Genomic DNA, 13,508 nt, shown 5'->3' with positions numbered 1-13,508 from the left:
CCCGCACCGACCTCGCCGCCTACCTCATCCGCCGCGACGACCTCAACACCCGCGACGACGACGAGACCTGGCTCCCCCCCCCCCCCCCCCCCCGCGCCGCCCCCCCCGCCCCCCCCCCCCCCCGCCGGCATCGGGCTGGCTCACCGACCACCGCCCACGCGGGCGGTGGTGTCTGGCCGCGTGAGCGGGGTGGGCGGCAAGGACGGCGGGCGAAGGTGGTCTTCGCCCCGTTCTCTGGCGCGGGCGTGGACCGGTGTTGCAGAGTCCTGAGGGTTCCCGCCGTTCCCGGCGGCGCCACCGGCCGAGGCCGGCCAGCGGTTGCCGGCTGCCCCGGCCGGCGCGGGCGCGGCCGAGGGCCAGTCGATCACCAGGTGGACGCCTTGACCAGCTCCGGCCCCAACACCCGTCCCGACAACCGGCCCGATCCCCAGACTTCCCAGCACACCTCCCAGCAGACCTTCCAGATCGGGTTCCAGACCTCCCCGATCGCCGACCTCCCAGATCCGCTTCGCGGATCCGGCAGGAACCCTGCCGCCGATCGGGCAGGGACCCCGGATCCGGCAGGGACCCCGGGCTTCGCGGGCCCGGCGGTCGCCGAGCCGGAACCCTCCGGGTCGGCGATGCGCCGCGCGCTGCGCCGGGCGCGGGACGGCGCGACGCTGGACGTCACCGAGGCGGCGGTGTTGCTCGCGGCGCGCGGCGACGACCTGCGGGACCTGGCCGCCTCGGCGGCGAGGGTGCGCGACGCGGGGCTCGAGTCGGCCGGCCGGCCCGGGGTCGTGACCTACTCGCCCAAGGTGTTCATCCCGCTCACCCGGCTGTGCCGGGACCGCTGTCACTACTGCACGTTCGCGACCGTCCCGCATCGGCTGCCGGCCGCGTTCCTGGAGATCGACGAGGTCCTCGAGATCGCGAGGGCCGGGGCGGCGGCCGGCTGCGCCGAGGCCTTGTTCACCCTGGGTGACCGGCCGGAGGATCGCTGGCCGGCGGCCCGGGAGTGGCTGGACGCGCGAGGCTACGACTCCACCCTGGGCTATGTCCGGGCCGCGGCGGTCGCCGTGCTCGAGGAGACCGGCCTGCTGCCGCACCTGAACCCGGGAGTGCTCAGCTGGGCCGAGCTCGCCCGGCTCAAGCCGGTCGCCCCGTCGATGGGGATGATGCTGGAGACGACGGCCCGCCGGCTGTTCACGGATCAGGGCGGCCCGCACTACGGCTCACCGGACAAGGATCCGGAGGTACGGCTTCGGGTGCTCGAGGACGCCGGCCGTCTCGGCGTCCCGTTCACCACCGGCCTGCTGCTCGGCATCGGCGAGACCAGGACCGAGCGCGCCGAGACGATCTTCGCGTTGCGCCGCGTCGCGCGCGCCTACGGCTCGGTCCAGGAGGTGATCGTCCAGAACTTCCGGGCGAAGGACGACACCGCGATGCGCGGCGAGCCGGACGTCGGCGCCGAGGAGCTGGCCGCGGCGGTGGCCGTGACCCGCCTGGTGCTCGGCCCCACGGCGCGGGTGCAGGCCCCGCCGAACCTGGTCGACCCGGACGAGTGCGCGCTGCTGCTCTCGGCCGGTATCGACGACTGGGGCGGCGTCTCGCCGGTCACCCCCGACCACGTGAACCCGGAGCGGCCCTGGCCCGCGCTCGACGCGCTGCGCGCCGCGAGCGCGGCGGCCGGGTTCGAGCTTCGGGCGCGGCTCACCGTCTACCCGCCCTACCAGTCCGAGCCGTGGCTCGACCCGCGGCTGGCCGGCCACGTGGGCGCGCTGGCCGGGCCGGACGGGCTGCTGCGGCCCGGCGCGGCCCCCGTCGGCCTGCCCTGGCAGGAGCCCGACGGCGGCTTCGCCGACAGCGGCCGCACCGACCTGCACACCGCGATCGACACCGCCGGGCGCGCCACCGAGAAGCGGGCCGACTTCGACAGCGTCTACGGCGACTGGGCGGCGCTGCGCGCCCAGGTGAGTGCCGCCGGCACCGGCGCGGACGGCGTCGTCGGCACCGGTTCGCGGGCCGCCGACGCGGCGGGCGTGGCGGCGGCCGCGGCGCCGGCGCCTCGGCGGGGCGACCCGGAGGTGCTGGCCGCGTTGCGGCACGCCGCCGACGACCCGGCCGGCATCTCCGACGCCGAGGCGCTGGCGCTGTTCGGCGCGACCGGCCCGGAGCTCGAGGCGCTGTGCCGCCTCGCCGACGACCTGCGCCGCGACACCGTCGGCGACGACATCACCTACGTGGTGAACCGCAACATCAACTTCACCAACGTCTGCTACACCGGCTGCCGGTTCTGCGCGTTCGCGCAGCGCCGCGGCGACGCCGACGCCTACACGCTGTCGTTCGAGGAGGTCGGCCAGCGCGCCACCGAGGCGTGGGAGATCGGCGCCACCGAGGTCTGTGTGCAGGGCGGCATCCACCCCGACTGGCCCGGGACGGCCTACTTCGACCTCGCCCGCGAGATCAAGCGGGCCGCGCCGGGGATCCACCTGCACGCGTTCTCCCCGATGGAGGTCATGAACGGGGTGAGCCGGACGGGGCTGTCCGTCGCCGACTGGCTGACGGCCGCGCGCGAGGCTGGCGTCGACACGATCCCGGGCACCGCCGCCGAGATCCTCGACGACGAGGTCCGCTGGGTGCTCACCAAGGGCAAGCTGCCCGCCGCGGCCTGGGTGGAGGTGGTCACGACCGCGCACCGGGTGGGCCTGCGCTCGTCGGCGACGATGATGTATGGCCATGTGGACACGCCCGCCCACTGGGTGGCCCACCTGCGGCTGCTGCGCGCGATCCAGGCGGAGACCGGCGGGTTCAGCGAGTTCGTCGCGCTGCCGTTCGTGCACCACAGCGCGCCGATCTACCTGGCCGGGGTGGCCCGTCCAGGACCGACCGTCCAGGAGAACCGGGCCGTGCACGCGATGGCCAGGATCCTGCTGCACGGCGCGATCGCGAACATCCAGTGTTCGTGGGTGAAGCTCGGCACCGAGGGCTGCCGGGCGGTGCTCGCCGGTGGCGTCAACGACATCGGCGGCACGCTGATGGAGGAGACGATCAGCAGGATGGCCGGTTCCCAGCACGGTTCCCGGCGTTCGATCGAGGAGCTCGAGCAGGTCGCCGCCCTGGCCAGCCGCCCGGCCCGGCAGCGGACCACCACCTATGGGGTGGTCCCCCAGGAGCGCTTCGAGGCGGCCAGGGCCGAGCCGCACCGCACGGCCCTGCCGCTGGTCTTCTGAGGACGGCTGGACCCGGGCGGACGGCCGGGCCCGCGAGCGGGCCGACCCCTCGGCGCGACCGCCGCCCCTGACGCCCGGACGAGCCAGGGGCGCCCGGGCGTCACGGACACCACCAGGCCACCTGACGCGCGGCCGTCCGGCACTGTTCAGCGCGGCTACCTGGGCCGCCGTCCCGCGAGCCGCGAGGCCCGCCGGGCCGGCCGTCCTGGCCAGGCCGACCGCCCGTCGCGACGGAGTGACCGCGACGAGTCGCGAATCACTCACGGCAAGCCCACCGGAGCCACTACATCCCGTAACTGCGTGCTGGGCTGACCTCCGGGCTGCAAGGTGGTGCGGGAGGGTGCGCGCCAGTTGTCCCCCCGCCAGGCGGGGTTTGTATCCGTCACGTATGCGGATGACTACGGCTGGACGGAGCAGGATCGCCACTGAGCGATTTCTACTGCGGTGCGTAACGGGGAACCCCAGGAGGGGACCCTCCATCACGGCGCCCAGTGACTGTGAGCTATGGTCAGGTCGCTGGTTGTAGAAGATGTTGCGCCGGTAGGGTTGACGTGAGCCGTCTTCGGCACGTGTAATTACCGGCGTGTCATTCCCCCCGCCGAAGGGGCCGCTCTGGTAGTGGCGACCTCATCGGTGTGGACACCAGTTACCTGCGCGCCGGCGCCCGGGGGGTGACCGACCGCACCGCGACGGGTCTGGAGGGGTCCTGATGGAACACACCGACGCGGCCGTCACCACGCGCGAGGCCATGGCTGACCGCGCGTCTGGAGACTGGCCATCTGTCGGCCTAGGGACGCGCGCCGACGATCGCGCGTCCGCCGGCCGCGAGATCGCGTCCGCGCCGGCCTCGCCGCGCCCACCCGCGCCCCGCGTGCCCGTGGACACGCCCGTCTCGGCGGAGCGACGCGTCGCGGCCACGACGGCCTACGTCGGCCAGGCAGCGCCCGAGCCCTACGACCTCGTCCGCGCTCCGGCCGGGGTGCCGGGCGCCGCCCACGCCTGCGCGCACCCCACCGTCGAGGCCACGCGCCCCGGCGCTCCCGGCGGGTCCGCGCGGCCCGGGATTCCTGGAGGACCCGAGGTTCCCGGCCGACCGGCCGAGCCCGCGGAGGAGGCCAGGGAGCCGATCCCGGAGGTGTCCCAGGACGTTCCGGCCCCATTCGCCGACGACACCCTGGACGCGGGCGCCGCCGCTGACGAAGCCGACGCCGACGCCGACGACCTCGAGGACACCGACGGCGAGGACGACGAGGAGCTGTTCGGCGCGGAGCTGGTCGGCGCTGGCGCCGACCAGCCCGCCGCGCGGCCGGTGCTCGCCGAGGTGATCGACATCGGCCTGGGTGACCTGATCGGCGAGGTCATGGAGTGGCAGGAGCGCGCGCTGTGCGCGCAGACCGACCCGGAGGCGTTCTTCCCGGAGAAAGGCGGCTCGACCCGGGAGGCCAAGCGCATCTGCTCCGGCTGCGAGGTCCGCACCGAGTGCCTCGAGTACGCGCTCGCCAACGACGAGCGCTTCGGCATCTGGGGCGGCATGTCCGAGCGCGAACGGCGCAAGCAGCGCCGCCGGGCCGTCTAGCGCGGCCGCGAGGCGCCCGGTGGGGACCGTGGTGGGCGAGACCGGCCCAGCGCAGCCTCCGCCGGGCGCGGCCGCCGGAGGCGATTCGTCGCCATCGCGCCGATCGCCCCGTCTGGCCGGCCCGCCGGGTTCGGCGGGCACGGGCGGTCCAGCGGGCACCGGCGGTTCGGTGGGCACGGGCGGTTCGGTGGGCTCCGGCACGCCAGGGGGTGTGGCGGGTCCTTCCCAGCCACCCGACCCGCCGCCGATCGTCGTCGCCGTCGTCACGGTGGCCGCGACCGGCCGCCGGCCGGCGCCCGGCGTCCCGGCGCAACGCTCGCCGGGCAGGCACACCGCCGCGCCGGCCGGCGAGTTTCCCACGGTCGGCGGCGGAACGGCTTCTGGACCTGCCCGATCGCCAAGCTCCCAGCAGACCTCCCAGATCGCCGACCTCCCAGATCCGCTTCGCGGATCCGGCAGGACCCCTGCCGCCGACCGGGGAAGCACCCCGGGTCCGGCGGGGACTCCTCCGTCGATCGGCCAGGAACCCCGGATCCCCCGGGAGGTTCACTGGCTGGCCCAGCAGACCCGCCCCGTCGACCGGGTCGTGACGGTCGCCGTCGCCGGACCGTCGCCGGCGGGCGCGATCGCGGCCGCGCTCCGCCAGGACGGCGTCGCGCCGCCCGACGACGGCTTCGTCTGGCTGCTCGACGAGTCGACCCGTCCCGCGCCGGACGCGCTCGACCGGCTTCTCGCCTGCGCGGCGCTCGACCCGGGGGCCGCCGTGCTCGGGCCGGTGGGCGTCACGGTCGACCGCGCCGGGCTGCGCCGCCCCGCGCCCGGGCCACCGCTCGCGGTCCGCGACGTACTCGCCGTGGACCGGGCCGGCGCGCTGGTCCGCTCCCGGGCATGGCGACTGCTCGACGGGCCCAACCCGCTCGCCGGCCGGGCCGACGACCTCGACCTGTGCTGGCGCGCCTGGCGCGCCGGCCTGCGGGTGGTCACCGTCCCCGCCGCGCGGCTGCTGGCGGCCGGGCCCCGCGCGACCGAGCCCGAGCGCCCCGCCGAACATCCGGGCGGACACCCCGCCGGGCTCCCCCGCGCCGCCCACCGGCACTGGGACGGCCACCTCGGACGAACCGGCGCCGAGCGGACCGGGCGGGTCGAGCGGGTGGACGCCCTGCGGGTCAGGATCGGGCAGTCCGGCCCCCTTGGCTGGCCGCTGGCCCTGGCCGGCGCGCTCCTGGCGATCACCTGGCGCGCCCTTGCCGCGCTGGCTCGCGGTCAGGGCCGCTCGGCCGGCGCCGAGGCGCTCGTACTCGCCGCGGTGCTCGCCGACCCGGCGCGGCTGTGGCGGCTGGCCCGGCGCCCGTCGGCGAGCCCAGGGCTCCCGCCGGGCCGGCGAAGCCGCTTCTCGAGCTCCCGGGTCCCCGCCCGCGCGCTGCGCGGGCTGCTGCCGAGCCCCACCAGGCCGGGATCCGCGATGGCCGTGGACGTGGCCGCGCCCGCTCCGCCGTGGCCGCCCGCCTCGGCGCGACCGGGCACGGCCGCCGACGGCATCCCGGCCGTGGGCCGACGGGCGCGCCCCGCGGGCCACCACTCGGCGCCCGAAGCCGCCGGGTCGGCTTCGATCCGGCGGGGACCCGACGGATCCCTCTGGCCGGTCGCCGTGCTCACGGGGCTGCTCGTGGCCGCGGGCTGCTGGCTGACCCGGGCGGACGCCGCCAGGGCCGGTCCGTTGCCGCCCGGCGCGGCCGACCTGTGGGCGTCGCTCTGGTCGGGCTGGCTCGGCCCGGCGGGTGGGCTGCTTGGCGGCCCAGGCCCCGCGCCGCCGTGGACCCCCCTGCTCGCGCTGCTCGCGTCGGCCCTGGGCGGGCGCCCGGGACTCGCCGCTGGCGCGTTGCTCGCGGCCGCGCCGGCGCTGGCCGGCCTCGCCGCCTACCGGGCGACCGGGCTGCTCGGGGCGCGGCGCTGGGCACGCGCCGGGCTCGCCGCCTGCTACGCGCTGGCGCCTCCGGTCACCGCCGCGGCGACGCGAGGGGACCTGGCGGCGGTCGGCGCGTGCGCGGCCACGCCGCTCGTCCTCGTGGCCGCCGCGCGGCTGCTCGCGCCTCCCGACCTGGCCGACGGCGACCGGTACGGCCTTCCCGGGCCCGGTGGCGCGCCGGGCGGCTGGAAGGCGGCGTGGGCCCTGGCTGGCGCGTTGCTGCTCGCCGTCGCCTGCGCCCCTGGGCTGCTGCCGGTCGCCGCCGTCGCGCTGGCCGCCGCCGGGGCGACCGGAACCGCCGGGAAACGTCCCGACCGGCATGCCGGCGCCTCGGGCCCCGCGGGGGCGGCCGCCGAACGCCCGCGACTCGCCAGCCGCCTCGCCGCCGTGCTGGCGGCCGGCTGCGTGCCGCTGCTGCCCACCCTGTGGGTCGCCGCGCGGACCGGCCGGGACGAGATCCTCACGGTGCTGGTCGACCGCCCTGGCCTGGGCGGCGCCGAGGCACGGGCGGCCGCCGCGTTCGTCGTCGCGTGCGTGCTGGCCGCCGGGCTCGGCGGGATCCTCCGCCGGCCGGACGGCGGGACCGTCTGGCGGGGTGTCGGCCTGTGCTGGCTGGTGGCCGGCCTCGCGTGGGCGGCCGGCCAGGGGCCGCTCGCCGCCGCCGGCCTGCTGGCCGCCGTCGGGGTCGCCTGGTCCACGCGGCCGGGGACGGGTGCCCAGTGGCCGGCCGGCCCGCGGCGGGTGGCTCCAGCCGGCCGGCGCGGGAACGGGCTGGCGCTGGTCGTCGCGGTGGTCCTGATGGCTGGCCCGGCACTGCTGTTCGCCCGCGCGGCCGGCGCGCTCGGCGGGCCGCCGGCCGGCGGCGCCGGCTGGGCTGGCTGGGCCGGTGAGCCGGTGGGCGGCGGCCTCGTCGGCGCGCCCGACGGGCGGTGGCCGGCGGACGGCGACGCCGGGGCCTGGGCCGCCCTGGCGACCAGGCAGGAGCCGGGCGCCGGCCGGACCCTGGTGCTGCGCCCGTCAGGCGGCGGCGTGGCGTACACGCTCGCCGGCGGCCGCGGGCCGACCGTCGTGGACGCCGCGGGCGACCCGCCGCCCGCGGCCCGCGCCTTCCTCGCGGCCGTGATCGCCGACCTCGCCGTCGGTGGCGCCTGGGGCGCGGCCGCGCTGCCCGCGCTCGGCGTGGACACCGTCCACGTCCCGGCGGCCGCCGGCACCGGCCTGTCCGGCGACCACGGCCCACGGCGGCCGGGGGGCGCGGACGCGGCGCTCGTGGACGCGCTCGACGCCGCCGACGGCCTGGAGCGCGACCAGCCCCATCCCGACGGCTACCACTGGCGGCTCGTGCCCGGCGCCACCTTCCCGGCCCCTGGCGGATCCGGGGTTCCCGCCCGACCGGCGGCAGGGTTCCTGCCGGATCCGCGAAGCGGATCTGGGAGGCCGGCGGTCGGGCAGGTCCGGGAACCAGCCCAGGGCGTCGGCGCGGGACTGCGCGTGCTGCCCCCTGAGCTGGCCGCCCGCGCCCGGCCGGCGCCCGCCGGCGACGCGGGCGGAGGCAGCCTCGCGGCGGCCCGCGCCGCGGCGGCCAGCCGGGTCCCGGTGGGGCCAGGCCTGGCGCTGGCACCCGCCGCGCCCGGATCCGGGTCGCCGGGGCGCGCGTACTCCTCGGTGTCGCTGGGGACGGACGCGTCGCTGGGGAGGACGGCGGACGCGCTGGTGCCGGCCGGGCCGGCCGGGCGCCTGCTGGTGCTGACCGAGCCGGCGGACCCCCGCTGGGAGGCGACCCTGGCCGGCCGGCGGCTCACCCCCGTGGCCGCCTGGGGCTGGGCACAGGCCTTCACGTTGCCCGCGGGCCCCGCTGGCGAGGTCCGGGTGCGCTATGACCACACGCCGCACCGCGCGCTGCTCCTCGTCCAGGCCGCCGCCGTGGGCGTCCTCCTCCTCGCCGCCGCCGCGGCCGGCGCCCAGGGCCGCCGGCGCCGTCCGGGGGCGGTGCTGTGACCGCCCCGCCCCGCCACGCGGCCCCGAGGACGCGCCGCCGGCGCGGCTCAGCCGGGATCACGGTCGTGGGGACGATCGCGGTGGCGGGGACGGCGGCCGTCGTGGCGACGGCGGCGCTGCTGCCCGCCGGGGCACCCGTGCCGGTGCCCCTCGGCAAGCCGAGCGGGCGCACGCTGGTCTGCCCCGACCTCGGCGTCGCCGGGCGGGTGCCAACCCGGATCGACCTCACCCGCCCCGACACCTCAGGACGGGTGACCGCCGCGCTCGCCGGCCTCACCCCGGCGCGGGACGAGGCCGCGCGGACACCCGACGGCTGGCGGCCACCATCGGCCGTCCTCGCCGGCGACGAGCGACGCGGCCACCTGGAGACCCCCGGCGAGCGGCGGCCGCCGCCCCGGACACCGGCGCCCGACCTGTCCGTGCTGGCGGGCCTGTCCGAGACGGACCTGAGGAACCTCGCGGACCAGCGGGCGCGGGACGATCTCAGCGCCCTGGCACGGCTGTCACCGGCCGAGCGGGCCGAGATCACCCGCCTGGCCGGTCCCCCCGCCCCGGATGACCTGGCGGCGCTGGCCGGGCTGTCGCCGGGCGAGCGCGCGGCGCTGCCACGGCTGGCCGTCTCGTTCGGCCGGCCGGTGGCGTTGCGGGGAACCGACGTCACCGGCCTCGCCGCGACCGTCACCGCGCCGGGCGGGGCGGCGGGGCCGGCGCGGGCCCGCTGCGGCCCGCCCAGCGGCTGGTCGTGGTTCGCCGGGCCCGCGACGGTCGCCGGCCACGACCCGTTGCTCTTCCTCGCCAACCTCGGCGTCGCGCCGGCCCGGCTCAGCGTGCGGGTGCACACGCCCGGCCGCGCGCCGACCGTCACCGAGGTGACCCTGCCCGCGGGCGCGACCGTCAGCCGCCGCCTGGCGGCCATCGCCCCGGAGGCCGCGGCCACCGTGGTCGGCGTCGAGACCAGGGCCGGCCGGGTGGTCTCATGGCTGGTCGACCGGCCGAGCGACGGTGAGCCCTGGGAGCTCGCCCCGGTCCCGGCCACGGCCACGCCGGGTCACGCGGCGCTGCTCGGCCCGCTGGTCGCCCCCGCGGGCACGGGCGGAGCCCAGGCCAGCGTCGTCGTCGCGGCGCCGGCCGGGGGTGCGCGCGTCCGCGTCCGCCTGGTGACGGCCGGCGCGGGACCCGCCGGCGCCGACGAGGTGGTGGTGCCCGACGAGGTGGTGGTGCCCGATGGGGAGGCGGTGTCCGTCCCGGTGACCCTGCCGCGCGCGGCGGCGTTGGCGGTGCGCGTCGAGGCGCTCGGCCCGGCTCCCGTCGTCGCCGGTCTCCGGCTGCCCACCGGCGCCGCTCAGGGCACCGGCCTGGCCGGCGACGACGCCGTCTGGGTGCCCGCGGCCTCCCTGACGGCCACCGGCTCCGGCGGGGCCGGTCTCCCCGCCGCGGCGGCGTCGCCGGTGGACGTACCGCCCGTGCCGTCGGACGCCGCCGGCGCGCTGGTCCTCGCCGCCCCGGCCGGCCGGGCGACCGCGCGCCTGGACGGCCGCGCGATCACTGTGCCCGCCGGGGACGCGGTCGCCGTCCCGCTGCCGGTCGGCTACCCGGGCGGCGGCCTCACGGTCGCCGGCGGCCCGGTCGTCGCGACCGAGCTGGTGGGCCTCCCGGCCGCGAGGGCGGCGGGCGCTGACGGGCGTGGGGGCCAGGACGGTCGCCCGAGCCAGGACGGCGGGCTGGCGATCCGGACCGTCAGCTCGGTGCTGCCGATCGCCACGAGCGGCGCCGCGGCCCCCGTCGCGCTGGCCGCCGGCCCGGCCGCCGCCGGCTGACCATCCGGCAAGGCGCCGCCTGAGCACCCGCCGTGCCCGGGACAGCCGGCGTTCGAGACCGGTCGAGGCCGTTCACGCCGCCGGTGACCCGACCGCCTGACGCGAACTCGGACCGGACCAGCGGGCGGTCAGGTCAGGCCGGACGGCGGGTGCCGGGACGGGCCGCGAAGACCCGGCCGGCGCCGCTCAGCGTGACCGTCGCGGGGGCGGTGAGCACCGCCGCCTGGCCACGGGCGAGCCGCGACGGCTCGGCGGCGGGCTCGAGGCCAGCCCGCTCGCCGCCAGCCTCCGCGGCGCCGGCCGCCAGGGGGGCGGAGGCCACGCGCACGTCCACCGCCCCGTCGACCGCGAGCAGCACCGCCGGCCGGTTCAACGTCACCTCGCCGCCGGCGCAGATCGCCTCCGCGAGCACGAAGTCATCGACCGGGACCGGCCAGTAGCGCACCAGGCCGCCGGCGCCGGCACGCAGCGTCTTCGCGGCGAGGACGGGGGCGGCCGACGGCGCCGGGTCGAGCAGGCGCAGCAGCTCGTCCACGTCGATGTGCTTGGGGGTGAGGCCCCCGCGCAGCACGTTGTCCGACGTCGCCATGATCTCGATGCCGACCCCGTGCACGTAGGCATGCAGCAGCCGGGCCGGCTGGAACAGCGCCTCGCCCGGTCTGAGGGTCACGTCGTTGAGCAGCAGCGCGGCGGCGATGCCGACGTCCCCCGGATGCGCCACGGCGAGCCGCCCGACCAGGTCGGCCGCGAGCACCAGGTCGGGGGCCGCCTGGGCACGGGCCGCGACGCCCGTGGCGGCCCGGGTCAGCTCCCCGGCGAGCGCGCGGCCGCGTTCGCGCGGCAGCGTCAGCAGGGTCCGCAGCACGGCGGCGGCCCCCCGGGCCGGATCGGCGGCGAGCGGCCGGAACGCCGCGGTCAGCCCGTCGACGCCGAGCGCCTCGACGACGGCGAGTGTGCGGCGCGGTTCACGGATCCCGGCGAGTGCCCGGAAGGGGGTCAGCGCGACGATCAGCTCGGGCTTGTGGTTCGGGTCGCGGTAGCGCCGGCGCGGCGCGTCACGGGGCACTCCGGCGCGCTCCTCGGCGTCGAAGCCCGCGCGGGCCGTCGCCAGGTCGGGATGCACCTGCAGCGAGAGGGCCTTCTCGGCGGCCAGCACCTTGAGCAGGAACGGCAGCTCGCCGACCAGTTCGACGGCCGGGCGGCGCCGGCCCGCGTCGTCGACCTCGGCCGGGGCCACCGGGTGGGTGCCCAGCCACAGCTCGGCGGCCGGCTGCCCGCCTGGCGGCTCCCCCAGCAGGTCGTAGATCGCGTCGGGCGAACCCCAGGCGTAGTTCTGGACCTGCCCGTACAGCGGCAGCAGCCGCGCCGCGGCCGGGGGGGCGGCACCCGCGATCTGGGTATCTGCGCTCATCCTGGGTCGCTCCAGCCCCGTCGGACACCTACTGGTCTCGCCCCACAGACTACGGTCCGCCACCGCCTCGCCCGGAACGCGGCCCGTCGGCTCTCGCCGTCCGAGCGGTGACCGTCAGTCCTCCTCGCCCCAGCCGTGGCCTTCCGGGTCGATGACGGCCGGGTCGACGCCGAGCATGTCGGCGACCTCGTGGATGATCGCGTCGAGGACGAGCTCCGCCAGGTCGTCGGTGTCGAGCGCGCGGGCCTCGAGCGGGCGGCGGTAGACGACGATCCGGCGCGGCGTCGCGGACCGGCCGCGGCCGGTGCCAGGCTGGTACATCGCCAGCGGGACGGCGTCGTCGGTGACCCCGACGGGCGGCACGTCCTCCACCGCGAACTCCACCCCGGCGAGCTGGTCGGACCAGCGGATGTCGAGGTGCTCGACCGCGTCGAGGACCAGGTCGTCGAAACGCTCGCCCCGGGTCGAGTAGGCCGGCACGTCCGGCGGGAACAGCGTGCCCCGCATACCGCGGCCCCGCCGGTCTCGCCGGCGGCGCGCGGGAACCGCCCGCTGGGTCGCCCGCGGGAAGTGCGCGGGCCCGGCTGCCCGGGCTTCATCCACCACGGCGCCAGCGTAACGTTCCCCGGCCCGTTTCCCGGCCCGTCGGCGCCCGCCCGTTCAGGCCCGTGGCGGCCTGTTCGCCGGCCTTCCGCGGGACGAACTCCCAAAAGATCGCCGGACCGCCGGACCGACGCATCGTGGGCGCCGAGCGATATAGACGCAGAGTGATTGAGTGTGGCAGCTTACGTCACGAGTGGGGTTTCTCTTGCGCGACACGGCGGGCGGTTGTGGCCGCCGCTCGTTTCGGGGGCTACCGTCCGGAACGTGAAGCCCCGGCGCTGCTCCCGCTCGGCCTGCTCCGCGGTCGCGGTTGCCACGCTCACCTATGCCTACGCGGAGTCCACCGCGGTGCTAGGGCCGCTGTCGCCGTACGTGGAGCCCCACTCGTACGACCTGTGCGGCCCGCACGCCGACCGGCTGACCGTGCCGCGGGGTTGGGCGGTCGTGCGCATCGACCCGGAGCCGCCACGCAACCCGGCCACCGACGACCTCGAGGCGCTCGCGGACGTCGTCCGCGAGGTCGCCCGCCCGGGTCCGCTGCCCGGCGAGGTTCCCGGCTACGGCGCGGGCTACGGCCCGGTCCCCGGCCACGGCCCCCTGCCAGGCACCACCGGTCAGGAGCCGCCGCGCGACGACCCCGGCGGCCGTCGTCACCTACGCGCCGTACCCACGTCCTAGCGGCGGGCGAACCCTGTTCGCCGCCCTTCGGGCGGCTTCCCGCAGGCCGCCAGGACATGCCTGCCCAGGGGGACGACCCCCTGGAACCCCCGATGTCGCGCTTCGCGCGACCCATCTGACCTAGCGCACGACCTAGCCCACACAGCCACCAGCGTCACGCACCCAGCTCACCGCCCTTCGGGCGGCTTCCCGCAGGCCGCCAGGACATGCCTGCCCAGGGGGACGACCCCCTGGAACCCCCGATGTC

General features: G+C 78.1%; 7 protein-coding genes. 5 read left to right on the top strand and 2 right to left on the bottom strand.

Annotated features, from left to right (window positions below; all coding sequences use genetic code 11):
* Positions 1 to 620: 620 nt before the first annotated feature.
* The 4 genes from I6A81_RS11610 to I6A81_RS11595 all read left to right on the top strand — a co-directional run bounded on the left by I6A81_RS11610 (position 621) and on the right by I6A81_RS11595 (position 10,569).
* Positions 621 to 3,212, top strand: a complete 2,592-nt coding sequence (locus tag I6A81_RS11610) for a bifunctional FO biosynthesis protein CofGH (protein WP_203010177.1) — start codon at positions 621 to 623, stop codon at positions 3,210 to 3,212.
* Positions 3,213 to 4,572: 1,360 nt separating this feature from the next.
* Positions 4,573 to 4,788 carry a WhiB family transcriptional regulator gene (locus I6A81_RS45505; protein WP_203007744.1) on the top strand — a complete coding sequence of 72 codons (216 nt, stop codon included), beginning with the start codon at positions 4,573 to 4,575 and terminating at the stop codon, positions 4,786 to 4,788.
* 211 nt (positions 4,789 to 4,999) lie between these two features.
* A complete protein-coding gene (locus I6A81_RS11600) occupies positions 5,000 to 8,752 on the top strand; it encodes a hypothetical protein (RefSeq protein WP_203010172.1) in 3,753 nt (1,250 codons plus the stop codon).
* Between the two features lie 65 nt (positions 8,753 to 8,817).
* Positions 8,818 to 10,569, top strand: a complete 1,752-nt coding sequence (locus I6A81_RS11595; RefSeq protein ID WP_307874599.1) for a DUF5719 family protein — start codon at positions 8,818 to 8,820, stop codon at positions 10,567 to 10,569.
* Positions 10,570 to 10,702: 133 nt separating this feature from the next.
* On the opposite strand, the gene manA is transcribed toward I6A81_RS11595, so the two are convergent.
* Both manA and I6A81_RS11585 read right to left on the bottom strand, forming a co-directional pair.
* A complete protein-coding gene (gene manA, locus I6A81_RS11590; RefSeq protein WP_203003720.1) occupies positions 10,703 to 11,980 on the bottom strand; it encodes a mannose-6-phosphate isomerase, class I in 1,278 nt (425 codons plus the stop codon).
* 114 nt (positions 11,981 to 12,094) lie between these two features.
* The gene (locus I6A81_RS11585; RefSeq protein WP_203003728.1) at positions 12,095 to 12,487 is read right to left on the bottom strand and encodes a metallopeptidase family protein; all 393 of its coding nucleotides are present in this window, start codon (positions 12,485 to 12,487) and stop codon (positions 12,095 to 12,097) included.
* A 360-nt stretch (positions 12,488 to 12,847) separates the two neighbouring features.
* Between I6A81_RS11585 and I6A81_RS11580 the strand changes: the two genes are divergently transcribed.
* Positions 12,848 to 13,261, top strand: a complete 414-nt coding sequence (locus I6A81_RS11580; protein WP_203003719.1) for a DUF3499 domain-containing protein — start codon at positions 12,848 to 12,850, stop codon at positions 13,259 to 13,261.
* Positions 13,262 to 13,508 lie beyond the last annotated feature (247 nt).

The organism is Frankia nepalensis, from assembly GCF_016786325.1.
Taxonomy (GTDB): Bacteria; Actinomycetota; Actinomycetes; order Frankiales; family Frankiaceae; genus Pseudofrankia; species Pseudofrankia nepalensis.
Note: the sequence above shows the minus strand (reverse complement) of the source record. Positions and strands in the feature narration are given on the sequence as shown.

Coding starts and splice junctions, on each gene's coding strand:
- I6A81_RS11610 (WP_203010177.1), top strand. CDS start 621: ATGCGCCGCGCGCTGCGCCGGGCGCGGGACGGCGCGACGCTGGACGTC.
- I6A81_RS45505 (WP_203007744.1), top strand. CDS start 4,573: ATGGAGTGGCAGGAGCGCGCGCTGTGCGCGCAGACCGACCCGGAGGCG.
- I6A81_RS11585 (WP_203003728.1), bottom strand. CDS start 12,487: ATGCGGGGCACGCTGTTCCCGCCGGACGTGCCGGCCTACTCGACCCGG.
- manA (WP_203003720.1), bottom strand. CDS start 11,980: ATGAGCGCAGATACCCAGATCGCGGGTGCCGCCCCCCCGGCCGCGGCG.